Origin of the sequence: Aquincola tertiaricarbonis (assembly GCF_023573145.1) — a bacterium.
Taxonomy (GTDB): Bacteria; Pseudomonadota; Gammaproteobacteria; order Burkholderiales; family Burkholderiaceae_C; genus Aquincola; species Aquincola tertiaricarbonis_B.
Genome location: NZ_CP097636.1, coordinates 854,550 through 879,294, shown reverse-complemented (window position 1 = coordinate 879,294; position 24,745 = coordinate 854,550). Strand labels below are relative to the sequence as shown.

Sequence of the window (24,745 nt, the reverse complement as noted above, 5' to 3'; positions counted from 1 at the left end):
TAGACTGCGGCCGGTTTCCCCCGGAGAGCGCCCATGCCCGAACCCCTTCTCATCGCCCGCCACGGCAGCGTGGAATGCCAGCTGCTGCCGGGCCTGGCCAACCGCCACGGCCTGATCACCGGCGCCACCGGCACCGGCAAGACCATCACCCTGCAGGCGATGGCCGAGGGCTTCAGCCGCATCGGCGTGCCGGTGTTCATGGCCGACGTGAAGGGCGACCTGACCGGCATCAGCCAGGCCGGCAGCATCAGCCCCAAGCTGTCCGCGGTGCTGGCCGAGCGCGGGCTGGAGGCGCCCACGCCCGCCGCCTGCCCCACCACGCTGTGGGACGTGTTCGGCCAGCAGGGCCACCCGGTGCGCGCCACCGTCAGCGACATGGGGCCGCTGCTGCTGGCCCGCATGCTGGCGCTCAACGAGACGCAGGCCGGCGTGCTGAGCCTGGTGTTCAAGATCGCGGACGACCAGGGCCTGCTGCTGCTGGACCTGAAGGACCTGCGCGCCATGCTGCAGCACGTGGGCGAGAACGCCAGCCAGTTCACCACCGAATACGGCAACGTCAGCGCCGCCAGCGTAGGCGCCATCCAGCGCGGCCTGCTGCAGATCGAGCAGCAGGGCGGTGACCAGTTCTTCGGCGAACCGATGCTGGACATCGCCGACTTCATGCAGACCGCCGATGGCCAGGGCGTCATCAACATCCTGGCCGCCGACAAGCTGATGAACGCGCCGCGGCTGTACGCCACCTTCCTGCTGTGGATGCTGAGCGAGCTGTTCGAGCAGCTGCCCGAGATCGGTGACCCGGACAAGCCCAAGCTGGTGTTCTTCTTCGACGAGGCGCATCTGCTGTTCAAGGACGCGCCCGCCGCGCTGGTGGAACGCATCGAGCTGGTGGTGCGGCTGGTGCGTTCCAAGGGCGTGGGCGTGTACTTCGTGACGCAGAACCCGCTGGACGTGCCCGACACCGTGCTGGCCCAGCTGGGCAACCGGGTGCAGCATGCGCTGCGCGCCTTCACGCCGCGCGACCAGAAAGCCGTCAAGAGCGCGGCCAGCACCATGCGCGCCAACCCGAAGCTGGACATCGAGACCGCCATCACGGAGCTGGCGGTGGGTGAGGCGCTGATCAGCTTCCTGGACGAGAAGGGCCGGCCCGGCATCACCGAGCGGGTGTTCGTGCTGCCGCCGGGCAGCCAGATCGGGCCCATCACGCCCGAGCAGCGGCAGGCGCTGATCGCCGGCTCGCTGGTGGCCGGCGTGTACGAGAAGGTGGTGGACCGTGAATCGGCCTACGAAAAGCTCAAGGGCCGCGGCGTGGCCAGCGCCGAAGCCGGCGACCGGCTGGCCGATGCCGCGAAGCAAGGCGGCGGCGCGGCGGCGGAAGCCGCGGGCGGCGGCCTGATGGACGGGCTGAAGGACCTGGTGTTCGGCAGCACCGGCCCGCGCGGCGGCCGCAAGCCCGGCCTGATCGACGCCGCCGCCAGCTCGGCGGTGCGGCAGATCGGCTCGGCCGTCGGCCGCGAGCTGGTGCGCGGCGTGCTAGGTTCGCTGCTCGGCGGTGGCGCCACGCGCCGGCGGCGCTGAGCCGATCGCACCCCGCGCCCAGCATCTGGCGCAGCCTGACGCCCGCCTGTCGCACGGCGCTGGCGGGCGGCACCGGGCCTCGACACAGTGACCTCATCGCCACTGCCGAAGCCCCGCCATGACCCACCACGCTCTTCGCACTCCGCTGCTGGCCGCCACCGCGCTGCTGGCCCTGGCCAGCCAGCTGACGCCGGCCGCGGCCCAGGTCGGCCGCAGCACCCTGACCCTGGCCAACGGCCCGGTGGTGCTGAGCTACCCCACCGACGCGCCGACGCAATCCCTGCGCTACGGCCCGTTCGAGATCCAGGCCGCGCCCGATGCGCCGCCGCGCCCGGCGGCCGCGCCGCGGCGGCTGGTGGTGATGTCGCACGGCACCGCCGGCAGCGCCCTGCCCGACCAGGCCCTGGCCAGCGCGCTGGCCGAAGCCGGCTTCGTCGTCGCCCAGCCGTTGCATGCCGGCGACAACTACCAGGATGCTTCCCAGGCCGGCCCGGTCGCCTTCCGCCGGCGGCCACAGGAGGTGGTGCAGCTCATCGACGCGCTGGCCGCCCACCCGGCCTGGGGCCCGCGGCTGGCGCTGGACCGCGTGGGCGTGCACGGCATGTCGGCCGGCGGCGTCACCGGGCTCGCGCTGGCCGGCGCACAGTGGCGCACGCTGTCGCTGGTGCAGCACTGCCAGCAGCACCTGCGGCAGGACCTCGGCTTCTGCTTCAACGGCGCGCTGACGACCGAGCAGCAGGCGGCCCGACAAGCCAGCTTCGACCACGCCCGTGACGTGCCCGAAGCCTACCTGCCGCCGGAACTCACGCGCTGGCAAGGCGGCCGCACGCCACCCGCCGGGCAACCCGATGCCGACCCGCGGCCCGACCCCCGCATCGCGGTGGTGACGCTGGCGGTGCCGGTGGCGGCGATCTTCTCGGCCGAGAGCCTGGCGCGCATCCGCATCCCGGTGGGCGTGCTGGGCGCCGACCGCGACGAAGTGCTGGCGCCCGACTTCCACAGCCGCCACGTGCTGCGCCACTGCGGCACGTGCACCTCGCTCGGCGAGCTGAAAGGCGGCGGCCACTTCGACGTGCTGTGGCCCTGGCCGCCCGAAGTGGCCACCCAGGTGGCGGCGCAACAGGTGCGCGGAGGCCTGCCGGTGCCGGGCTTCGATGCCGCCCAGCGGGTGGCCGCCCAGGCCCGCATCGTCGAGTTCCATCGCCGCGCCCTGCAGCCGCAGCCCTGAAACACCACGCCGCGGCGCCTGCCGTTCGCGCCGCGCCATCCGCATTTCGCGCCGGCCGCCGCCGCACCGTCGCAAGCCGCTGGCCCGCCACCGCCGGCAGGCCGACGATGCCCCCCATCGACAGCTTTCACGCCTCCCGGAGATGCCCATGACCACCGCCGCCAGCCTCAGCGCCCTGCCCATGTCCGTCCAGCTGCACATCGCCGCCGCCGTGGGCGCCCTGGTGCTGGGCCCGGTGGCCCTGTGGTCGCGCAAGGGCTCGCCGGTGCACCGCAGCGCCGGCTACGTGTGGGTGGGCCTGATGCTCACCGCCGCCATCACCAGCCTCTTCATCCGCGACTTCCGGCTGCCCAACATCGCGGGCTACACGCCCATCCACCTGGTGACGGTGCTCACCTTCACCGGTCTGTCGGCGGGCATCGTGGCGGCGCTGAAGCGGCGCATCAGCACCCACCAGAAGGCCATGCGCCGCACCTACATCGGCGGCTGCCTGGTGGCCGGCGCCTTCGCGCTGCTGCCCAGCCGCTTCCTCGGCCACTGGCTGTGGGTGCAAACCCTGGGCTGGGCATGACCACAATGCAGCCCATGCCTGCCCTGCCCGCCGCACGCTTTTACTCGCCCAACCGGCTGCTGACGATCCTGATCTTCAACCAGCTCTTCTGCACGCTGATCGGCGTGGCGCTGTGGCTGGCAGGTTCGGCGGGGCTGTTGCTCAACATCCTGGTGTCCATGTTCATCGGCAACGCGGTGTGGCTACTGGTGGACGGCGGCCGCTGGCTGGTGGGCAGCACGCTGATGCGCTGGACCGGCCAGGGCCTGCCCTGGCCCGGCTACCGCTGGATGCTGCCGGTCATCGGCCTGGGCGTGATCGGCGGCTACGAGCTGGGCCGCCAGCTGTCGCACCTGCTGCTGGGGGTGCACCTGGCGCCGATGTTCAGCCGCGGCAGCACCCTGGTGGTCACCGCGGTGGCGGGGCTCACGGCCACGCTGTTCTGGCATGCCACCGCCATGCTGCAGAAGCACCGGGCCGAGGCCGAGTCGGCCCGCCGCCTGGCCGCCGAAACCCAGCTGCGGCTGCTGCAATCGCAGCTGGAGCCGCACATGCTGTTCAACACCCTGGCCAACCTGCGGGTGCTGATCTCGCTGGACCCGCCGCGCGCGCAGCAGATGCTGGACCGGCTGATCGGCTTCCTGCGGTCCACCCTCGGCGCCTCTCGGGTGGAGTCGCATCCACTGCAGGCCGAGTTCGACCGCATCGCCGACTACCTGGCGCTGATGGCCGTGCGCATGGGCCCGCGCCTGGCCTGCGAGCTGGACCTACCGCCTGCGCTGGCCCGCGTGCCGGTGCCGCCGCTGCTGCTGCAGCCGCTGGTGGAAAACGCCATCCAGCACGGGCTGGAGCCGCAGGTGGCCGGCGGCCGCATCGAGGTACGCGCCCGGCGCGAGGCCGACACCCTGGTGCTGACCGTGCGCGACACCGGCCGCGGCCTGCCCGATGGGGCCAACGCCGCGCCCGCCCCCGGCCACGGCTTCGGCACCCAGCAGGTGCGCGAACGCCTGGCCACGCTGCATGGCGCGGCCGCCAGCCTGCAGCTGGCAGCGGCCGCTGATGCCGAAGGCGGTACGCTGGCCACGCTGCGGCTGCCCCTGGCTGCCGACACCAACGCCGCCACCCCCACCTCGCCATGACCCACGTCACCGCCCTCATCGCCGAAGACGAACCGCTGATCGCCGCCGCGCTGCAGGCCGACCTGCAGCAGGCCTGGCCCGGGCTGCAGCTGGTGGCCCAGGTGGGCGACGGCCTGTCGGCCGTGCAGCAGGCGCTGGCGCTGCGGCCGCGCATCTGCTTCCTCGACATCCGCATGCCGGGCATGGACGGGCTGCAGGCCGCGCAGGCGCTGGCCGAGGACTGGCCCGAGGACGCGCCCTTCCCGCTCATCGTCTTCATCACCGCGTACGACCAGTACGCGCTGCAGGCCTTCGAGCGTGAGGCGGTGGACTACCTGCTCAAGCCCGTGGACGCCGCCCGGCTCGCCCAGTGCGTGCAGCGGCTGCAGCGGCTGCTGGCCCAGCCCGCCGCACCGGGCGGTCTGGACGACACGCTGGCGCAGATCCGCCAGCTGCTGGGCGCCAGCGCGCCGCAGTCCGCCGCGCCGCGGCTGGACGTCATCCAGGCCGGCGTGGGCCACACGCTGCACCTGGTGCCGGTGGACGAGGTGCTGTACTTCGAGGCGGCCGACAAGTACGTGCGCGTGGTCACCGCCGACAAGGAACACCTCATCCGCCTGTCGCTGCGCGAACTGCTGCCGCAGCTGGATGGGCAGCGCTTCTGGCAGGTGCACCGCGGCCTGGTGGTGCAGGCGCGTGCCATCGCCACCGCCCAGCGTGAGCCGAGCGGCAAGGTGCTGCTGACCCTGCGCCAACGGCCCGAAACGCTGACCGCCAGCCGGCTGTACGCGCACCTGTTCAAGGGCATGTAGCCGCCCGCGCCCACCGTCGGCGGTAGGGATGGCCCTGCCGCCTGGGGCTGCGATCATGGTGGCCACCACAAGCACGGCAGGAGACGGAGCATGGCCGCGATGGACTACCGCGCCGAAATACGTTTTGGCGTGGTGATGTATGGCGGCGTGTCGCTGGCCATCTACATCAACGGCGTCACCAACGAGATGTACGAGCTGGCCCGCGCCACGCCGCGCAACCTGGACGGCGGCGCGCCGGCCCAGCCTGCCAGCCAGACGCCCGACAGCACGCGCGAGGTGTATCGCCGCCTGGCCTGGCTGGTGAACGACCCGCCGCTGCAGCAGCGTTATGCCGACTGGCTGGCCGACCCGGCCGGCCAGCCCGATCCGCTGGCCGCCGAGGCGCCCGGCGACCTGCCCACCCGCTTCGTCATCGACGTGATCGCCGGCACCTCGGCCGGCGGCATCAACGGCCTGTTCCTGGGCAAGGCGCTGGCCAACGACGAGCCCTTCGCGCCGCTGCGCGAGCTGTGGGTGCGCGAAGGTGACATCGGCCGTCTGCTCAACGACCGCCGCAGCTACCAGGGCGACCCCGACATGGAAGGCCTGGACGACCGCACCGCCGCGCCCACGTCGCTGCTCAACAGCGACCGCATGTACCGCAAGCTGCGCAAGGCGATGACGCTGATGTCGGGCACGCAGGGTCGCGGCAGCGCGCCCTCGCCCTTCGTCGACGAGCTGGACCTGTTCGTCACCACCACCGACATCCGCGGCTCGCTGGTCACGCTGCGGCTGTTCGACAAGGTGGTGCACGAGAAGCGCCACCGGCAGGTGTTCCGCTTCCGCTACACCGACGACGGCCGACAGGTGGTGGCCAACGACCTGGCGCCGCGGCACAACGCCTTTCTGTCCTTCGCGGCGCGCTGCACCTCGTCCTTCCCCTTCGCCTTCGAGCCGATGACGCTGGACGCGCTGCGCCGGCTCGACCGCAACCTGGATGCGCAGGCCCTGCGCCAGTGGGACGACTTCTTCACCGGCGTGCCGGTGGCCGAAGTGCAGGCCGGCGGCCACGTCACCCGCGCCTTCGGCGACGGCGGCTACCTGGACAACAAGCCCTTCACCCACGTGGTGGGTGCGCTGTCGCAGCGCAGCGCGGCAGTGCCGGTGGAGCGCAAGCTGGTCTACATCGAGCCCGCGCCCGCCCACCCCGAGACCGACCCGGCCGACCCCACGGCGCCGCCCGATGCGCTGACCAATGCGCTGGCCGCGCTCACCAGCATCCCCAGCTACGAGACCATCCGCGAAGACCTGGAGGCGGTGCTGCGCCGCAACCGCCGCATCGAACGCATCGACCGCATCGTGCGCCTGGGTGAGCGCGACCTGGACGCCGCCGAGGACGACCCGCTGGCCCGCGTGGTGCGCGAGGTGGTGCCCGGCGACGACGACGGCGTGCCGCCCTGGCGCGAGCTGACGATGGAACGCATGCGCCAGTACTACGGCGATGCCTTCCTGCCCTACAACCGGCTGCGGCAGTACACCGTCACCGACGACCTGGCCGACTGCCTGGCCCGTGCCTGGAAGATCGAGCGCAACTCCGACCATGTGTATGCGCTGCGCGCGCTGGTGCGCGCCTGGCGCGAGGAGCGCTACAGCGACAAGCCCGGCCTGCCGGTGGCCCAGGGCGGCACCTGGGTGGGCACGCTCAACGCGTTCCTCGACGACTACGACCTGGCCTACCGCACCCGGCGCACCGCCTTCCTGCTGCGCCGCATCGACCAGCTCACCCGCCTGGTGGGCCGGCGCCGCCGCGGCCCGCTGGGCGAGATGAGCGAGGCCGACGAAGCCCTGGCCCGCCGACTGCGGCGCCGCGCCGGCCCCAACCTGGTGGAAGGCGAGGTGGACGACGCCGAGCTGCACGACCTGCTGACGGCGCTGCACCGGCTGAAGGTGGACCTGTCGCAGGCGCACACCACGCTGCGCAACCGCGACAGCCTGGGCGGCGTGGACGACCAGCCGGCCACACGAGAGCGCCGCGGCCGGCTGCGCAAGGAACTGCAGGACGTGCTGGACCTGCTGCTGCTCAGCCGCACCCACGGCCCCGGCGGACCCGACGACGTGCCCACCCTCACCACCACCGACGGCGCCACAGTGCGGGTGCTGTTTCCGCCCGAGCTGCTGAAGCTGCCCTCGGCCACCCGCACGCTGCAGGAAGGCATCTTCCTGCGCGCGCAGGCGCTGCTGCAGCTCACCCGCACCACCGCGCTCACGGCGCTGCAGAACATGCTGGAAGCCGACCTGCAGCGCATGGGCGAGACGGTGCGCGCGTTGGTCAAGGGCCGCCCCGGCACGGCGCCCGAAGGCGGCGCCCTGGTGTGGCAGCGGCTGGGTGGCCCGCGGCTGGGCGTCGCAGACCTCGGCACCGGTGGCGAGCAAGTGGTGACGGTGAAGGTGGACGACACCGGCCTGCCCGAGCTGGACACCACCGCCGCCAGGCAGCTGCGGCGCTTCCTGGGCGAGTACTACCTGCGCTTCGACACCTACGACCAGATGAGCTTTCCGCTGTACTACGACACCGAAAGCGGCGAACCCGCGACGGTGGAGGTGGTGCGCATCAGCCCCGAGGACGCGACCACGCTGATCGACGAGCGCGGGAGCGGGCTGCGCAAGCTGGACGGCACCGCGCTGGCCAACTTCGGCGCCTTCCTGCAGCGGCACTGGCGCACCAACGACATCCTCTGGGGCCGGCTCGACGGTGCGGAACGGCTGATCGCCGCGCTGCTGCCCGGCTCGGAGCCGGCCACCCGCAGCGTGCGTGGCGTACTCATCGGCCAGGCGCACCGCGCCATCGTGCGCGAGGCGCTGCGCCCCGCCGGCTATGAGCAGATCACCGGACTCTTGTGCGGCGCGGTGGCCGAGGTGCAGGCCAGGCTGCCGGTGCCGCCGGCCGACGACCCCAACGCCCGCCGCGACCGCCTGCGCCGCCAGCTGGTGGACGGGCTGCAGCCCGGCACGCCGGAGGCCCGCCGCCGGCTCGACCAGGTGGTGGCCTCGCTGCTGGAAGACGACGCGCTGCTGCAATGGGTGAAGGTGAGCCGCGAGGGCCGCCAGTCACCCGACCCGGCGCCGCTGCTGGACAGCGCGGCCCGCGCCACCACCATCACCGGCCGCCTGCTGCAGACGGTGGTGGCCCAGCGCGGCCAGGATGTGCCGGCGCTGCGCTGGGTGGCCCGGCTGGGCCTGGCGGGCCAGGGGCTGCTGGCCGTCTCGCTGCCCGGCAGCCTGCGCGCCCGCTGGTGGTCGCATGTGATGAAGGTGCTCTACGCCTTCCTGCTGGTGATGCTGGCCGCTGGGTTGCTGCTGGCCTCGGAGCCGGTGCGCACCGCGGCCGTCACCGGCCTGGGCGTGGTGGCCACCTTGCACCTGGCCATTCTGCTGGTGGCCGATGTGCTGAAGTCGCGGCGCAGCTGGAAAGCCAAGAGCGCCTGGGCGCTGGGCGTGCCGCTGGTGGTGCTGGCGGCGCTGGGCGTGCTGGCGCTGGCCCGCGTGGGCTGGCGCGCCCTGCTGGGGCTGTGAACCGTGACTAGCGTTGCGACGTGTCCTGGGACACCAGGATCGGCTCGGCCTGCTGCGCCAGGGCGCTGCGCGGCGCGGGCACGTCGGCACTGCCGGCCTCGCCCAGGGCGATGCTGGCAGCCAGGTCGGGCGGCAGCGGCTCGGGTGTGGTGGCGGACACCAGCACGGCAAAAGCCAGCCAGCCCAGGGCCGAGACGGCGACGAAGGCGCGCAAGGCCTTCAGGCGGCGCGGCGCGCGTTCATCCCGCAATTCCTGGCATTCCGGAGTGAAACCCGGGGTGGAGGGGCGGTGTTGCGAAGGCGCCATGATTTGCTTCCCTGCTGTGAACATTATCACTGTAGGAAGTTCCAAAGCGCCTCGCTTCCCCCTATGGAGGGAGGCCTGATGGGTGATGTCACCCTCTGCGCAGTGCCTCAGGCACGCGCCGTGCGCGCCAGCAAGTTTTACCGGCCGTGACGCCAGCCGTCCCAGCGGCCGTCACCGTCACGGTCGGCCCAGCGGCCACCATGCCAGTGGCGCGGCGCGCGCTGCGGCACAACCACGTAGGCCGGCGGCGGCGGTGCCGGGCGGTAGTAGCGCACCGGCGGCGCATACAGCACCGGCGCTGGCTGGTACACAGGGTAGGCCGGCACGGCCACCACCGGCGCGGGCTGGTACACCACCGCGGGCGGCGCGTAGTAACGCGCCGGCGGCGGGGAGTAGTAACGCGCCGGCGGCGCGTTGGAGATGACGGTACCCACCCCCACCCCGGCGACGGGCGCATTGATGCCCACCGACCAGTACACGTCGCGCGCCTGCGCCGCACCGGCGGCCAGCACACCCGCCGACAGCAGCGTGACGGCGCTCAAGGTCTTGCGAAGGCTCATGGAGATGCTCCTGATCTGTGACTACCCTGATTGAACGCGCCAGGCGCTGGCCGGTGCACCACCAGCTGTTGCCGCTGGTAAGCAATCGAAAAACGCCCGTGCATAGAATCCTTCATGGCTGCACCCCACGACGACAACACCAGCAACAAGCCCGCTGCCAGCAACTTCCTGCGCAGCGTGATCGAACGCGACCTGGAAGCCGGCGCCTACGCCGCCCGGCACGACCCGGCCGCGATCCGCACCCGGTTTCCGCCCGAACCCAACGGTTACCTGCACATCGGCCACGCCAAGAGCATCTGGCTGAACTTCAGCCTGGCGCAGGAGTACGGCGGCGTGTGCCACCTGCGCTTCGACGACACCAACCCCGAGAAGGAAGAGCAGGAGTACGTCGACGGTATCGTGGAAGCCGTGAAGTGGCTGGGCTGGGACTGGCAGGCGCACGGCAAGTCGCACCTGTTCTACGCCAGCAACTACTTCGACTTCATGTACCGCGCGGCCGAGGCACTGGTGAGCGCCGGCCTGGCCTACGTGGACGAGCAGACGCCCGAGCAGATGCGCGCCAACCGCGGCGACTTCAGCCGGCCGGGCGTCGACAGCCCCTTCCGCAGCCGCAGCCCTGAAGAGAACGTGGCCCGCCTGCGCGAGATGCGCGAAGGCCAGCACCCCGACGGCGCGATGGTGCTGCGCGCCAAGATCGACATGGCGTCGCCCAACATCAACCTGCGCGACCCGGCCCTCTACCGCATCAAGCACGCCACGCACCACAACACCGGCGACACCTGGTGCATCTACCCGATGTACACCTTCGCGCACCCGATCGAGGACGCGCTGGAGCACATCACCCACAGCATCTGCACGCTGGAATTCGAAGACCAGCGCCCGTTCTACGACTGGCTGCTGGACAACCTGGCCAAGCTGGGGCTGCTGGAAGCGCCGCTGCCCAAACAGTACGAGTTCGCGCGGCTCAACCTCACCTATGTGATCACCAGCAAGCGCAAGCTGCGCCAGCTGGTGGAAGAAGGCCATGTGACGGGCTGGGACGACCCCCGCATGCCCACGCTGGTGGGCCTGCGCCGCCGTGGCTACACGCCCGAAGCGCTGAAGCTGTTCTGCGAACGCAGCGGCGTCAGCAAGGCCGGCGGCTGGATCGACTACAGCAACCTGGACATCGCGCTGCGCGACGACCTGGACCCCAAGGCCGCGCGCGCGATGGCGGTGCTGGACCCGCTGAAGCTGCGCCTGACCAACTGGGACGAGGTGATCGGCGCCGGCCAGACCCTGCCCTGCGATGCACCGGTGCACCCGGCCCAGCCCGAACGCGGCCGCCGCGCCTTCAGCCTGGGGCCCGAGGTGTGGATCGAGCGCGAAGACTTCCAGGCCGTGCCGCCCAAGGGCTACCACCGGCTGTCACCCGGCGCGGTGGTGCGGCTGAAGTACGGCTACGTGGTGCGCTGCACCGGCCACACGGCCGATGCCGACGGTACCGTGACCGAGGTGCAGGCCGAGCTGATTCCTGACACCCGCAGCGGCACCCCGGGTGCCGATAGCGTGAAGACCAAGGGCGTGATCAGCTGGGTGGGCGCACACGATGCGCTGGCAGCCGAGGTGCGGCTGTACGACCGCCTATTTGCCGTGCCCCACCCCGGTGAAGGTGAACTGGCCGCCGAGCTGAATCCCGACAGCAAGCGGGTGGTGCAGGCCTACCTGGAGCCCTCGCTGCGCGGCGCCGCGCCGGAAAGCCGCTTCCAGTTCGAGCGGCATGGGTACTTCGTGGCCGACCTGCAAGACCACAGCGCCGAGCAGCCGGTGTTCAACAAGGTCACCGGCCTCAAGGACACCTGGGCGAAGTAGCCGCCCGGGAGCGCGTCCTCCACGTGGCTTCAGGCGTCGGGCCGGTTGTCGGCGTCGATGTCCGGGTCGCTCGGGTCCGCGCTGTTGTCGGCGGCCAGCGCCTCCAGCTCTTCGTCGGCGTCCAGCGACACCGCGTCGTCCAGCGCGTCGTCGCCGCCGCCGAGGGTCTCGATGTGGTCGGTGCCGATGTCGGCGCCGGCCGCGTCCTCGCCGGGGATCGCCGAACCGCGTTCGCCGGTACCGCCGGCATCGCTGTCGCTGTGCTGCACCGCCGGGGTGGCGTGCATGAAGTCGCCGTCGTCCGACTCGGTAGCGGCCAAGCGCTCGCCCTGGACGTCGCTGCCGCTGTCCGAGCTGTCGCTGGGGCCGAGTGCGTCCACGTCGCGGCCTTCGGCCTGCGAGGGGGCCGGCGTGCCGCCAAGAATGCTGCTGGTGCCCATGGGCTGTCTCCTTGGCTGGTGAAAAGAGTCTCCAGCCTAGGGAGGCAGCGCCGCCGACAGTAGCGGCGGGCGGCCCGCGCCGCTGTCAGCCGGCGCCGACTTCCTCCGGCTCCTCCGCCTCCTCACCCAGGAAGCCGCCGCTCTGGTGCGCCCACAGCCGGGCGTACAGACCGCCCTGCGCGAGCAGCGAACGGTGGTCGCCCTGCTCCACGATGCGGCCCTTGTCCAGCACGATCAGCCGGTCCATCGCCGCGATGGTGGACAGCCGGTGCGCGATGGCCACCACCGTCTTGCCCTCCATCAGCTTGTACAGGCTTTGCTGGATGGCGGCTTCCACCTCGGAATCCAGCGCACTGGTCGCTTCGTCCAGCAGCAGGATGGGTGCATCCTTCAGCATCACGCGCGCGATGGCGATGCGCTGGCGCTGCCCGCCCGAAAGCTTGACGCCGCGCTCACCGACGTGGGCCTCGTAGCCGCTGCGGCCCTTGGGGTCGGTCAGCCCCTGGATGAAGTCATGCGCCTCGGCCCGCTGCGCGGCCGACACCATGGCGGCGTCGTCGGCGTCGGGGCGGCCGTACAGGATGTTGTCGCGCACCGACCGGTGCAGCAGCGCCGTGTCCTGCGTGACCATGCCCACCTGCGCCCGCAGGCTGTCCTGCGTGGTGTGGGCGATGTCCTGGCCGTCCACCAGGATGCGCCCGCTCTCCACGTCATAGAGCCGCAGCAGCAGGTTGACGATGGTGCTCTTGCCCGCGCCCGAGCGGCCGACCAGCCCCACCTTCTCGCCCGGGCGGATCAGCAGGTTCAGCTCGTCGATCACACGCTTGTCACCCCCGTAGCCGAAGCTCACATGCTCGAAGCGGATCTCGCCCTGCGCCACCTGCAGCGGCCGGGCGTCGGGCGCGTCCAGCACCGTGCGCGGCCGGCCCAGGGTGTTGATGCCGTCGCGCACGGTGCCGATGTGCTCGAACAGCGAGGCCATTTCCCACATCACCCAATGCGAGATGCCGTTCAACCGCAGGGCCATCGCGGTGGCCGCCGCCAGAGCGCCCACGGTGGCGTGGCCCTGGGTCCACAACCACAGCGCCGCGCCGGCGGTGGCCGCGATCAGCAGCATGCTCAGCGCATGGTTGACGATCTCGAAGCCCGTCACCAGCCGCATCTGGCCGTGCACGGTGACCATGAACTCGCGCATCGCGGCGCGGGCGTAGCCGGCCTCGCGCTGGCTATGCGAAAACAGCTTGACGGTGGCGATGTTGGTGTACGCATCGGTGATGCGGCCGGTCATCAGCGAGCGGGCGTCGGCCTGTGCCTGCGACACCTTGGCCAGCCGCGGCACGAAGTACCACACCGCCGCCGCGTACAGCGCCACCCAGCCAGCGAACGGCAGCATCAGCCAGCCGCTGAAGCTGCCCAGCGTGGCCAGAATGGTGACGAAATAGATGATCACGAACACCATCAGTTCGCACAGGATCATCCAGGTGTCACGCACCGCCAGCGCGGTCTGCATCACCTTGGTGGCGATGCGGCCGGCGAACTCATCCTGGTAGAAGTGCATGCTCTGGCCGAGCATCAGCCGATGGAAGTTCCAGCGCAGCAGCATCGGGAAGTTGCCCGCCATGCTCTGGTGCTTGAGCGCCGACTGCACGCCCACCAGCAGCACGCTGGCGGCCATCACCGCCGCCAGCAGCAGCAGCATGTGGCCCTGGTCGGCCCACAGCCGGTCGGGCGCGGTGGTGGACAGCCAGTCCACCACGCCGCCGAGGATGGCGAAGAGGCCGGCCTCGAAGGCGCCGATCAGCCCGCTGGCCAGCGTCATCAGCAGCAGCCAGGGGCGGATGCCTTCGGTGCAGGCCCACAGGAAGGCAAAAAACCGCCGCGGTGGCAGCGTGGGCTCGGCCTCCGGGTAGGGATGGACGAGCTTCTCGAAAAAGTGCAGCAAGCGAAGCGCTCCTGGTGCGGCCGGCCCGGGTGCGGGCGGCGGCAGGTTGTCACAGGGCTGGTGCGGCCGGGCGGCCGGAAAGCAGAGCCGCGACTTTATCCGGCCGGCCGCGCGCCGAAGATCCCAGGGAAAAGGCGCCGTGGTGGTCGGGCGGCGCCTCACCGTGCATGTCCGCAGCCGGGCGCTATTCACGTTTTCTCGGCCACGGAATGCCAACTTTGTCTCAGTTGGCAACGCCGGCCTAGGGGGTGCGGATTCGCCCCACCCCCGGTTGCGTGGCTGACAATTGCAAACACAAGCAAGGGAGTTTTGGCATGAGGAATTGGCTGGCCGTGATGCTGTCCGGTCTAACCGGTCGCCGTACCCACCCGCGCGGGGCTGCTGCCCTCGTCGCCCCCGCCGCCGCAGAACCGGCCGCGCGCCCCACCGTCACCCCGTTTCCCGCGCCCGCCCTGCCGGCGGACCTGAGCGCGCCCTTCGTCGAGTGGCTGCAGGACAGCGCCCCCTCGCGCGAAACGCCGATCGGCCCGCGTGAGCTGCGCGCGCTGCGCCACCTGGACACGCTGCTGGCCGACCCGCAGACGCCGGCCGACCTGCTGCCGCGCACGCCCGCGGTGGTGCCGCAGCTGCTCAATCTGTTGCGCCAGGACGACTTGCCGCTGGCCGCCGTGACCGAGCGCATCACCAAGGACGTGCAGCTGACGGCCGAAGTGCTGCGCCTGGCCAACACCGCGCACTACCGCCAGCGCGCCAGCCATGCCGTCTCCGACCTGTCGCAGGCGGTGGCCGCACTGGGCGCCGATGGCGTGCAGCGCGCCATCGCCCGTGTGGTGCTGAAGCCGCTGTACGAAGGCCAGGGTGGCCGCCTGTCGGCCCGTGCCGCGCCGCGCCTGTGGGAGCACGGCGAGCGCAAGGCGGTGCTGTGCGCCGCGCTGGCCGGGCAGCGCGGCCTGGAACCCTTCGAGGGCTACCTGGCCGGGCTGATGCACAACGCCGGCTGGTCGATTGCCTGGCGCGCCTTCGACCGCATGGACGGCGGCGTGAGCACGCCCTTCAGCCAGGCCTTCGTGCAGCAGCTGGTGCTGCGCAAGGACAAGCTCTTCGGCCGCGCCGCCGCGGGCTGGCAGATCAGCGCCTCACTCACCGCGCTGGGCGAAGACATTCTGGCGCAGGGTCTGGAACCCGCCCGCTCGCCGCTGGCCGCCGCGCTGGCATTGGCCGACCGCGAGGCCACGATCGCCGTGCTGGCACCGATCATGACCGTTGCGCTGCCCGAGGCGCCGCTGCTGCAGCCCGCGGCCTGACCGATGGATGTCCGGGCTGCCACAATGAGGCATGCCCGACACCCAGATTCCGCTGCGCGGCGACTACATCACGCTGGACAACCTGCTGAAGGTGGCCGGCATCGCCCACAGCGGCGGCGCCGCCAAGCTCATGGTGGCCGACGGCCTGGTGCAGGTGGACGGCGCGGTGGAGCTGCGCAAGACCGCCAAGATCCGCGCCGGCCAGGTGGTGCAGGTGGGCCCGGAACGCATCCGCGTGACCACCGGCATGCCCGGCGAGGACGAGCTGCCTGAACAGGGCGGTTAGCCTCCACCCGCCCGCCGGGCCGCCCCAAGGGCGGGTGCGCCCCCTTGTATCTTCCCGACCCAGCCCTCCAGAGTTTCTCTGAAGGCCGACCGTGTCGCGGTTGCTGCGCCAAACCTGATGCCCCCTCGAGCTTGCAGCTCGTCCCCAAGCCTGAGGTCAACGCAGCGGCCCGTCTTGTCCAACCGTGTAGCCCGAACAGTTGCCAATCATGAGCATGCATCCGCAAGGTGGGGTAGCGAACGTGGATCGTCGCATCAACGTCGGTATCGACGTGGCCAAGCAGCATTTCGATGTCAGCCTGGACACCTCGATGCGGCGCCTGGGCAACGACACCGCGGGACACGACGAGGTGATCGCGATGTGCCGGCAGGCCGACGTCGACCTGGTGGTGCTGGAGGCCAGCGGTGGCTACGAACGCGCGCTGGTGCTGGCCTTGCAGGAAGCGGGCTTCAGCGTGGTGCGGATCAACCCGCGCCAGGCGCGTGACTTCGCCAAGTCGATGGGCGTGCTGGCCAAGACCGACCAGGTCGACGCCCGCGTGCTGCGCGACTTCGCCAACGTGCTGGCCGTGCATCCGGACCGTGCCGCCTACATCACCGCCCCGCAGGAGCCGCAGCGCGCCGAGCTGGCGGCGCTGGTGGCGCGCCGCAGGCAGCTGGTGGACATGCGCGTGGCCGAGGCCAACCGGCTGCAGCAGACGACCTTGCCCAAGGCCGTACGCAGCATCCAACAGGTGCTGCGCCTGCTGGACCGCCAGATCGAGATGGTGGACAAGGACACCGACGACCACCTGGACCGCCATTTCAAGCAGCAGCGCACCTTGCTCGACAGCGTCAAGGGCGTGGGGCCGGTGACGGTCATCACCCTGACGGCGATCCTGCCGGAGCTGGGCAAGCTGCAACGCCGCCAGATCGCCAAGCTGGTGGGGGTGGCGCCGCTGGCCAATGACTCCGGCAAGCGCCAGGGCAAGCGACGCACATGGGGCGGGCGCGCCGATGTGCGCGCGGTGCTGTACATGGCCACGCTGTCGGCGGTCAGGTTCAACCCGGCCGTCAAGGCCTTCTACGCGCGCTTGGTGGCCGCCGGTAAGCCCAAGAAGGTGGCGCTGGTGGCCTGCATGCGCAAGCTGCTGACCGTGCTCAACGCCATGCTGCGAGACCAGGCCACCTGGGACGCCGCCAAGCACCTGCAGCCCGCGTCAGAGGCTTGACTTCGAACACAGTTGCTTGGGGGGCAGCGAACGCAGTGAGCTTGGGGGCCTAGAACACCACCACCTGCCGCACCGCCTTGCCCTCGTGCAGGCGGTCGAAGCCTTCGTTGATCTCGTCCAGCGCCAGCCGGCCGCTGAGCAGCCGGTTCACCGGCAGCCGGCCCTGGCGGTACAGCGCCATGTAGCGCGGAATGTCACGCGAAGGCACGCAGGTGCCGATGTAGCTGCCGCGCAGCGTGCGCTCCTCCGCCACCAGGCTGACGGCCGGCAGCGCGAAGGCCGCGCCCGGCGGCGGCAGGCCGGCGGTGATGGTGCCGCCGCCGCGGCGGGTGATGCGCCAGGCCAGGTCCAGCGCCCGCACCGCACCGGCGAACTCGAATGCGAATTCCACGCCGCCATCGCTCAGCGCCTTCACCTGCTCGGCGGCATCGGCCGCGCCGGCGTTCACCGCATGGGTGGCCCCCAGGCGCAGTGCTTCTTCCAGCTTGGCGTCCGACAGGTCGATGGCCACGATCTGCCGCGCACCGGCCGCATGCGCGCCCAGCACCGCCGCCAGGCCCACGCCCCCGAGACCGATGACGGCGGTGGAGGCGCCAGCGCTGACCTTGGCGGTGTTGACCACGGCGCCCACGCCGGTGAGCACCGCGCAGCCGAACAGCGCCGCCTCTTCCAGCGGCACGGCCTTGTCCACCTTGACCAGCGAGCGGCGCGACACGGTGGCGTATTCCGCGAACACCGAGCAGCCCAGGTGGTGGTTCAGCGGCCGGCCGTCCTCGTCGGCCAGCCGGCGCTCGCCCGACAGCAGCGTGCCGGCGCCATTGGCCGCGGCGCCGGGTTCACACAGCGCGGGCCGGCCTTCGGCACAGGGTGCGCAGTGGCCGCAGCTGGGCACGAAAACCACCACCACATGGTCGCCCACCGCCAGGTCGCGCACGCCCGGGCCCAGGGCTTCGACGATGCCGGCGGCTTCATGGCCCAGGGCCATCGGCATCGGCCGCGGCCGGTCGCCGTTGATCACCGAGAGGTCGGAATGGCACAGGCCGGCAGCGGCGATCTTGACCAACACCTCGTCGGGGCCGGGCGGCGCCAGCTCCACCTGGCGGATGGCCAGCGGCCGGGAACGGGCATACGGCGGTTCGGCCCCCATGCGCTCAAGGACGGCAGCGCGGATCTTCATCGGGTCTCCTGTGTTGTTCTTCGGGAGACCCGAGTGTGCTACGTCCGGCGCGGCCGCCGCAGCCAGTCGATGATGAGCACGCAGGTCAGCAGCCAGGCGGTGCCCGAGGCCAGGCCCGCCGCCACGTCGCTGACCCAGTGCACCTGCAGCATCACGCGGCTGAAGCCGATGGTGAACACCAGTGCGGCCGCGGCCGCCACCAGCGGCGCATGCCACTGGCGCGGCGTGGTCCGCAGCAGCACGAAGGCCAGCATGCCGTACACCACCGCGGCGCCGGCGCTGTGTCCGCTGGGAAAGCTGTAGCCCTCGGCCACCACCGCGTAGCCGTGGTCGTGCAGCGGGCGCACGCGCTCGAAGGTGACTTTGAGCAGCCGGTTCAGCAGCCCGCCGCCGGCCGTGGCCAGCGCAAAGGCCAGCGCCATGCGGCGGCGGCCCTGCCACAGCAGCCACACCACGGTGGCGATGCTGACGGCCGTGAGCGTGATCACGTCACCCAGGTGGGTGAGCAGCGAAAACACCTGCAGCGCCGCCGGCGACAGCGTCTGCGCCAGCCGGGCGGCCACCGCTTCGTCGAAACGGCCGAGGCTGTCGCCGGGGCCGATGGCCTCGGCCATCTCAGCGAAGGCGGCGGCGGTGGCCACGATGCCCAGCAGCGCCAGGCCCAGGCGCAGCACCAGCTGCAGCGGCGGCAGCGGCACGCCGGGCTCCAGCGGCTTGACCACGCGGCGCAGCAGCAGCCAGCCGCCGCCCGCCAGCAGCAGCACCGACAGCAGGCCGGCGCCATACAGCAGCAGCGCCTGATCGGCCAGCCGCGCGCCCAGCTGCATCGCCGGGTCGGACAGGGAGGGAGTCATCAAAGGGTCACGACAAAATGCTCAACGGACACCTTCCGAGCGCGACAGCGCCAGTTGGTTCACCGTCGCGACGCTGAAACGGCCACGGGCCTCGTCGAAATCCCAGCGTTCCAGCAGCGCGCCGGTGGCGCCCGGCCCCACGCGGCGCAGCAGGTTCACCGAGTTGCCGGCCTCATGCCGCACCCGGTGGCTGAGGGCGGTGCCCGCCTGCACCGCCCACAGCCGGCGCGGCAGCCCACCTTCGGCCTCATGCAAGGGCACCACGTAGGGCAGGTGGATGTGGCCGCCCATCACCACATCGGCGCCGGCCTGCGACCAGCGTTCGATCGCGGCTTCGCGGTTGTGCAGCAGGTTCTCGGCGTCCTGCTCGCGGCACACCGCGATGGGATGGTGCAGCACCACCACCCGCAGCTGGTCGGGCCGCGCCGCCTGCAGCTGGCGGGCGGTGCGTTCGATCTGCTCATCGGACACCTCACCGTCCTTGTGGCGGCGGCGGCGCGTGGTCTTGACGCCGATCACCAGCCAGCCGGCGCTGGCATGCACCGGTTCCAGCTCGGGGCCGAACACCCGCCGGTGTTGCGCATAAGGCCAGCACAGCCGCGCCACCAGGTTGAACAGCGGCAGGTCGTGGTTGCCCGGCACCACCAGCACCGGCGCCGGTGCCAGCCGCTGCACGAAGGCCCACGCCGCATCGAACTGGCCGCGCCGGGCGCGCTGGGTGATGTCGCCCGACATGACCACCAACTCGGGCGCCTGGTCGCGCACCAGCTGCAGCAGCGCCTCCACCACCTGGGGCCGCTCAGTGCCGAAGTGGGGATCGGAGATCTGCAGCAGGCCCGTCATGGCGGCGTGGCCGCTGCATCGCCGGGCAGGGCCCGGGGCTTGAGCAGCGGCAGCGCATGCGGCGACACCGAGAACACCAGCGGGGGGCGCATCTCGAACAGCTCGCCGTCCATCGCCACCCGTACCTTGCGGCGCGGCGTGGCCGGCCGCACGGCCAGTTCCTCGAACGCGAAGCTGCGCACGTCCTCGGCTTCGCCCAGCCGGCCCAGCGCGCCCTGCAGCATCAGCTTGAGCAGCTGGAAGGTGCTGACCGGCCGCAGCATCACCGCGGCCAACTGGCCGGCGCCGGTGACCGGCGCCTCGGGCAGGCCGATCTGCGCCATCTGCAGCGGGTTGTTGCCGACGAAAAGCGTGAGCGTGCGCACCTTGCGCTGTTCGCCCTCGCAGTTCATCAGCAGCCGCAGCGGCCGGTGGCCGCGCACCACGGTGACCACAGCCGACCACAAGGCCACCACCCGGTGGCGGCCGTAGCGCTGCTTGTAGGCCTCACGGTCTTCCAGCAGCTGCGGATACAGGCCCAGGCTGGCGTTGACGATGAAGGCGCGGCCATTGACCTGGCCCACCTGCACCGGCTCCACGCTCGACTCCAGCAGCGCGCGGGTGGCGATCTCGGTATCGGCCGAGATGCCATGCGTGCGGCCGAAGTAGTTGAAGGTGCCCTGCGGCAGCACGCCGAAGGCACAGCCCCGGCCCAGCACCGCATTGACCACCGCGTTGATGGTGCCGTCGCCGCCGGCCGCCACCACGATGCCCTGGCGGGCGCAGGCCAGGTCCACGGCCTGGGCCGCCACCTGGGACACCGGCCGGTCCTTGCACATCAGCACCTGGTGCTCGCGGCCGGCTTCGGTGAACACGCGCTCGATCAGCGCGCGGGTTTCGTCCGGGTCGCCGCGGCCGGAGCCGGGATTGAGCACGACGAAGAAAGGCGCATCGCGGGCAGGTTGGATCACGCAGGTTCTCGAGGCTGCTTCAGATGGCGCAAAGGATAGCCCCCGCCCCCGGTGGCGGCTGTCGGCCCGCGGCGCGCGCGCGCCAGCGGCCGGCGCCTACACGCCCACGTAGCGCTGCCACACCTCGGGCTGCGCCGACAGCTCGGCCGAGCTGCCCTGCCACACCACGCGGCCACGCTCGATCACCGTGTGCCGGTTGCCCAGCGCCAGCAACCGCTGCACGTACTTGTCGATCACCAGGATGCTCTGGCCCTGGGCACGCAGGGTCTGCAGGCAGCGCCAGATCTCTTCACGCACCAGCGGCGCCAGACCCTCGGTGGCTTCGTCCAGGATGAGCAGCTGCGGGTTGGTCATCAGCGCGCGGCCGATGGCCAGCATCTGCTGCTCGCCGCCCGACAGCTGGTGGCCCATGTGGCGCAGCCGCTCGCCCAGGCGCGGAAACAGCGCCAGCACGCGGTCCATCGTCCACGGCTCGCGGGCGGCGCGGCGGTTGGCGGCAAAGGCCTGCAGGTTCTCGGCCACCGACAGGTTGCCGAAGATCTGCCGGCCCTCGGGCACCAGCGCCAGCCCCATGCGGGCGATGCGGTCGGCGCTCAGCCGCTCGATGCGCTCACCCAGGAAACGCACACTGCCGGCGCGGGCCGGTGTCAGGCCCATCAGCGTGCGCACCGTGGTGGTCTTGCCCATGCCGTTGCGGCCCAGCAGCGTGGCCACGTCACCCGCCTCGATGCGCAGGTGCAGGTCGAACAGCACCTGGCTGCTGCCATAGGCGGTCTGCAGACCCTCTGCTTCCAGCAATGCCGTCACGAGCTGACCCCGCTTTCCAGCTCGTCGCCCAGGTAGGCACGTCGCACTTCGGGATGTTCGCGGATCTGCTGCGGTGTGCCGCTGGCGATCACGCGGCCGGCCACCAGCGTGCTGATGCGGTCGGCCAGCCGGAAGACGGCGTCCATGTCGTGCTCCACCAGCAGCATGCCCAGTTCGGCCCGCAGCGATTGCAGCAGCGCCACCATGCGCTCGGACTCGTCGGCGCCCATGCCGGCCATGGGCTCGTCCAGCAGCAGCAGCCGCGGCCGGGTGGCCAGCGCCAGGCCCAGCTCCAGCTGGCGCTGTTCGCCATGCGCCAGCTCACCGGCCAGGCGGTGCAATTGCGCGCCCAGGCCCACCCGTTCGGCCACCGCGGCGGCGGCCTCGTAGCGCGCCCGCTCGGCCCGCGCGGGCCGCCAGAAACCGCCACTCCCGGGGCCTGCCGGCACCGCCAGCGCCAGGTTGTCGAGCACGCTCAGCCGGCGGAAGATGCTGGTGATCTGGAAGCTGCGCACCAGGCCGCGGCGCACCCGCTGCGACATCGGCAGCGCGGTGATGTCGTCCCCCGCAAAGCGGATCTGACCGGCATCCGGCGCCAGCACGCCGGACAACTGCTGGATCAGCGTCGTCTTGCCCGCGCCGTTGGGGCCGATGAGCGCATGGATCTCGCCCGGCCGCACATCCAGCGTGGCCTGGTCGGTGGCCGTGAGGCCGCCGAAGCGCTTGACCAGGCCTTGCACCTGCAGCAGCGGCGCCGTCATGCGCGGGCCTTGCGCTGGCCGAGCAGGCTCATCAGCCCGTTGGGCGCCAGCAGCACCACCGCCAGCAGCGCCGCGCCCAGGCCGAACTGCCAGTGGATGGTGTAGCCGGCCAGCACCTCTTCCAGCAGCAGGAACACCGCCGCACCCACCACGCCGCCCCACAGGTGGCCCACGCCGCCCAGGATGACCATGATCATCAGCATGCCCGACTGGCTCCACTGCATCAGCGATGGGCTGACGAAGCTGCTCTGGTTGGCCAGCAGCGCACCGGCCAGCCCGGCCATGCCGCCGGCCAGCGTGAAGGCGGCCAGCCGCGTGCGCAGCGGCGAGTGGCCGATGGCGGCCATGCGCTGCTCGTTCTCGCGCAGGGCCTGCAGCGTGTGGCCGAAGCGGCTGTTCAGCAGCCGCTGCATCAGCCAGAAGCAGGTCGCCGCCACGGCCAGCACCGCGTAGTAGAACGTGCGGTCGTCGGCCAGGTCGGGGCCCGCGAAGGGGCCGATGCCCAGCGTGGAACGGCCGGCCAGCGGCAGCCCGTCTTCACCACCGTAGGCCTTCAGCGAGACCATCAGGTAGTACAGCATCTGCGCAAAGGCCAGCGTGATCATGATGAAGTACACGCCGCGGGTGCGCAGGCTCACCGCGCCCACCAGCGCCGCGGCCGCCGCGCTGGCCAGCACCGCCACCGGCAGCCCCACCCAGGCCGAGGTGACGCCCGCCTGCATCAGCATGCCCACCGCATAGGCGCCGATGCCGACGAAGGCCGCATGGCCGAAGCTCACCAGCCCGCCGAAGCCGAGGATCAGGTTCAGGCTGGTGGCCGCCAGCGCGAAGATGAGGATGCGGCTGGCGAGGCCGATGTAGAAGTCCTGCCCCAGCGCCGCGGCCACCAGGGGCAGCAGCACCAGGGCGGCCAGCACCGGCGCTGCGGTGCGGGCGGGCAGAGGGTGGTCGAGCAGGCTGGCGGGTGCAGTCATGCCGCGCATTGTCGGCAATGCGGCTACACCTGCGCCGCGGCCATCGCACCCAGGTCGCGCAGCGCCTGTTCCGCCTCGCGCGTGACCGGGTGGCCGCAGCTGAAGCGCACGAAGCGCTCGAAGCGCGAGGTGTTGGAGAACAGCGTGCCGGGCACCACGCGAATGCCACGCATCAGCGCCGCCTCGAACAGCGGATGGGCCTGCACGCCGGGCGGCAGCTCCACCCACAGCAGCATGCCGCCAGCCGGCACGCTGAGCCGGGTGCCGGCCGGGAAGCTGGCGTCGATGACCTCCGCGATGCGTTCGCGCTGCTGCTTGACCTGCCGGCGCAGCCGCTGCAGGTGGCGGTCGTAGGCGCTGCTGGCCATGAACTCGGCCATCGTCAGCTGCGGCAGCGCCTCGTTGGCGCGGCTCTGCGCAAACTTCAGCATGTGGATGCGGGCCTGCCAACGCCCGCCGCTCACCCAGCCCAGCCGCAGGCCGGGCGCGATGGTCTTGCGCAGCGACACGCAGCGGATCACGTTGCCGGTGGCGTCCCAGGCCTTGAGGGCGCGCAGCGGCACGTCGCTGCCGCCCAGCGCGCCGTAGGTGTCGTCCTCGATCAGCGGCACCTGCCGCCGCTCGCACAGGGCCACCAGCCGCGCCTTGTCGGCATCGGGCATCACGCAGCCCAGCGGGTTGTTGTAGTCGGGCGAGGCCACCACCGCCTTGATGCCCGGGTGGGTGTCGAAGGCCAGCTCCAGCGCCTCGATCGACAGGCCGGTGTGCGGGCTGCACGGGATCTCCAGCGCGCGCAGGCCCAGGCTTTCCAGCACCTGCAGCAGGCCGTAGTAGGTGGGCGACTCCACCGCGATCACGTCGCCCGGCTGGGCCACCGCCCGCAGCGCCACGTTCAGCGCCTCGATGCAGCCATGGGTGATGGTGATGTCGTCCGGCGTCAGCTGCATGCCGCCGTCCAGCGCGCGGCGGGCGATGGCGGTGCGCAGCGCCAGATCGCCGGCCGCAGGCGCCGGTTGCACCAGCAGCTCGGGCTGGCGGCGCAGCGCCCGCAGCGCGGCGGCGCGCAAGGCATCGGCCGGGTACAGGCTGCCGGCAGCGTAGGTGGCGCCGAAGTCGGCCACCGCGGGCCGGCTTTCGCTGCGGGCCACGAAATCGGACACCCGGTCGTGGATGCCGACGTACTGCGCCGGATCGGGCGCACGGCGCAGGTCGGGCTCGCTGGCCGGCTGCATGCCGGCGCGTCGCAGCGAACGCACGAAATAGCCCGAGCGCGGCCGTGCTTCCAGCAGGCCTTCGTCCTCCAGCCGGCGGCAGGCCTGCAGCGCGGTCGACAGGCTCACCTGATGCAGCCGCTGCAGGCTGCGCACCGACGGCATGCGCTCGCCGGCCGGCATCAGGCCTGAACGGATGGCGCCCCGGTAATGCTGGGCGATACGCTGGTACAGCGGGTCTTCGGCAACGGCAACTTCCATGCGGCCGATGATGCCGCGCCGGCCTGGGCGCGGACCGGAACAGATGGGGGCTGGAACGACCAGTACAGCGCCGTCTCAGGCCCATCTGCTACGCAACAGATCGCCAGCCGCTGTGCCTGTTGCGATCGGCCACCGCTGCGTACGCTGGCGTCCCATCGATCCCAGAAAGCCC

22 protein-coding genes are annotated in these 24,745 nt (G+C 71.5%); 10 read left to right on the top strand and 12 right to left on the bottom strand.

What is annotated here, in order from left to right:
* Positions 1-33 precede the first annotated feature (33 nt).
* The 6 genes from MW290_RS18205 to MW290_RS18180 all read left to right on the top strand — a co-directional run bounded on the left by MW290_RS18205 (position 34) and on the right by MW290_RS18180 (position 8,835).
* A complete protein-coding gene (locus MW290_RS18205; RefSeq protein WP_250199117.1) occupies positions 34-1,575 on the top strand; it encodes a helicase HerA-like domain-containing protein in 1,542 nt (513 codons plus the stop codon).
* Between the two features lie 118 nt (positions 1,576-1,693).
* Positions 1,694-2,803, top strand: a complete 1,110-nt coding sequence (locus MW290_RS18200) for an alpha/beta hydrolase family protein (protein WP_250199116.1) — start codon at positions 1,694-1,696, stop codon at positions 2,801-2,803.
* Positions 2,804-2,951: 148 nt separating this feature from the next.
* Positions 2,952-3,374 (top strand): DUF2306 domain-containing protein, encoded by a 423-nt coding sequence (locus MW290_RS18195; protein ID WP_250199115.1) that lies wholly within the window; start codon positions 2,952-2,954, stop codon positions 3,372-3,374.
* A 14-nt stretch (positions 3,375-3,388) separates the two neighbouring features.
* A complete protein-coding gene (locus tag MW290_RS18190; RefSeq protein ID WP_250199114.1) occupies positions 3,389-4,492 on the top strand; it encodes a sensor histidine kinase in 1,104 nt (367 codons plus the stop codon).
* Positions 4,489-5,283, top strand: a complete 795-nt coding sequence (locus tag MW290_RS18185; RefSeq protein WP_250199113.1) for a LytR/AlgR family response regulator transcription factor — start codon at positions 4,489-4,491, stop codon at positions 5,281-5,283. The genes MW290_RS18190 and MW290_RS18185 overlap by 4 nt, the downstream gene beginning before the upstream one ends.
* Positions 5,284-5,373: 90 nt before the next feature.
* On the top strand, positions 5,374-8,835 hold the full coding sequence (locus MW290_RS18180) for a patatin-like protein (RefSeq protein ID WP_250199112.1): 3,462 nt from the start codon (positions 5,374-5,376) through the stop codon (positions 8,833-8,835).
* 7 nt (positions 8,836-8,842) lie between these two features.
* Here the strand turns inward: MW290_RS18180 and MW290_RS18175 are convergent, their stop codons facing one another.
* Positions 8,843-9,142 carry a hypothetical protein gene (locus MW290_RS18175; RefSeq protein ID WP_250199111.1) on the bottom strand — a complete coding sequence of 100 codons (300 nt, stop codon included), beginning with the start codon at positions 9,140-9,142 and terminating at the stop codon, positions 8,843-8,845.
* Positions 9,143-9,279: 137 nt separating this feature from the next.
* On the bottom strand, positions 9,280-9,702 hold the full coding sequence (locus tag MW290_RS18170; protein WP_250199110.1) for a hypothetical protein: 423 nt from the start codon (positions 9,700-9,702) through the stop codon (positions 9,280-9,282).
* A gap of 114 nt (positions 9,703-9,816) precedes the next feature.
* Between MW290_RS18170 and MW290_RS18165 the strand changes: the two genes are divergently transcribed.
* The gene (locus MW290_RS18165) at positions 9,817-11,553 is read left to right on the top strand and encodes a glutamine--tRNA ligase/YqeY domain fusion protein (RefSeq protein ID WP_250199109.1); all 1,737 of its coding nucleotides are present in this window, start codon (positions 9,817-9,819) and stop codon (positions 11,551-11,553) included.
* Positions 11,554-11,582: 29 nt separating this feature from the next.
* On the opposite strand, the gene MW290_RS18160 is transcribed toward MW290_RS18165, so the two are convergent.
* Together MW290_RS18160 and MW290_RS18155 are read right to left on the bottom strand one after the other, a co-directional pair.
* Positions 11,583-11,993: a hypothetical protein gene (locus MW290_RS18160; protein WP_250199108.1), complete on the bottom strand. Its 411-nt coding sequence runs from the start codon at positions 11,991-11,993 to the stop codon at positions 11,583-11,585.
* Positions 11,994-12,078: 85 nt separating this feature from the next.
* Positions 12,079-13,935: an ABC transporter ATP-binding protein gene (locus MW290_RS18155; protein ID WP_250199107.1), complete on the bottom strand. Its 1,857-nt coding sequence runs from the start codon at positions 13,933-13,935 to the stop codon at positions 12,079-12,081.
* 314 nt (positions 13,936-14,249) lie between these two features.
* Between MW290_RS18155 and MW290_RS18150 the strand changes: the two genes are divergently transcribed.
* From MW290_RS18150 to MW290_RS18140, 3 genes are all read left to right on the top strand, one after another.
* Positions 14,250-15,239 carry an HDOD domain-containing protein gene (locus tag MW290_RS18150; protein ID WP_250199106.1) on the top strand — a complete coding sequence of 330 codons (990 nt, stop codon included), beginning with the start codon at positions 14,250-14,252 and terminating at the stop codon, positions 15,237-15,239.
* A 31-nt stretch (positions 15,240-15,270) separates the two neighbouring features.
* The gene (locus MW290_RS18145; protein WP_250199105.1) at positions 15,271-15,525 is read left to right on the top strand and encodes an RNA-binding S4 domain-containing protein; all 255 of its coding nucleotides are present in this window, start codon (positions 15,271-15,273) and stop codon (positions 15,523-15,525) included.
* A gap of 214 nt (positions 15,526-15,739) precedes the next feature.
* Entirely contained in the window at positions 15,740-16,735 is a 996-nt protein-coding gene (locus MW290_RS18140) for an IS110 family RNA-guided transposase (protein ID WP_445659481.1), read from the top strand.
* 49 nt (positions 16,736-16,784) lie between these two features.
* Here the strand turns inward: MW290_RS18140 and MW290_RS18135 are convergent, their stop codons facing one another.
* The 8 genes from MW290_RS18135 to MW290_RS18100 all read right to left on the bottom strand — a co-directional run bounded on the left by MW290_RS18135 (position 16,785) and on the right by MW290_RS18100 (position 24,573).
* Complete coding sequence (locus MW290_RS18135; RefSeq protein ID WP_250199104.1) at positions 16,785-17,912, bottom strand: zinc-dependent alcohol dehydrogenase family protein; 1,128 nt, start codon at positions 17,910-17,912, stop codon at positions 16,785-16,787.
* 38 nt (positions 17,913-17,950) lie between these two features.
* On the bottom strand, positions 17,951-18,766 hold the full coding sequence (locus MW290_RS18130) for a phosphatase PAP2 family protein (protein WP_250199103.1): 816 nt from the start codon (positions 18,764-18,766) through the stop codon (positions 17,951-17,953).
* Positions 18,767-18,787: 21 nt separating this feature from the next.
* The gene (locus MW290_RS18125; RefSeq protein WP_250199102.1) at positions 18,788-19,609 is read right to left on the bottom strand and encodes a metallophosphoesterase family protein; all 822 of its coding nucleotides are present in this window, start codon (positions 19,607-19,609) and stop codon (positions 18,788-18,790) included.
* The gene (locus MW290_RS18120) at positions 19,606-20,559 is read right to left on the bottom strand and encodes a diacylglycerol/lipid kinase family protein (protein ID WP_250199101.1); all 954 of its coding nucleotides are present in this window, start codon (positions 20,557-20,559) and stop codon (positions 19,606-19,608) included. The genes MW290_RS18125 and MW290_RS18120 overlap by 4 nt, the downstream gene beginning before the upstream one ends.
* Before the next feature lie 96 nt (positions 20,560-20,655).
* Positions 20,656-21,366, bottom strand: a complete 711-nt coding sequence (locus tag MW290_RS18115) for an ABC transporter ATP-binding protein (RefSeq protein WP_250199100.1) — start codon at positions 21,364-21,366, stop codon at positions 20,656-20,658.
* Entirely contained in the window at positions 21,363-22,127 is a 765-nt protein-coding gene (locus MW290_RS18110) for an ABC transporter ATP-binding protein (protein ID WP_250199099.1), read from the bottom strand. Before MW290_RS18110 ends, MW290_RS18115 begins: the two co-directional genes overlap by 4 nt.
* Entirely contained in the window at positions 22,124-23,101 is a 978-nt protein-coding gene (locus MW290_RS18105; RefSeq protein ID WP_250199098.1) for a branched-chain amino acid ABC transporter permease, read from the bottom strand. Before MW290_RS18105 ends, MW290_RS18110 begins: the two co-directional genes overlap by 4 nt.
* 23 nt (positions 23,102-23,124) lie before the next feature.
* Entirely contained in the window at positions 23,125-24,573 is a 1,449-nt protein-coding gene (locus MW290_RS18100; RefSeq protein ID WP_250199097.1) for an aminotransferase-like domain-containing protein, read from the bottom strand.
* Positions 24,574-24,745: the final 172 nt, after the last annotated feature.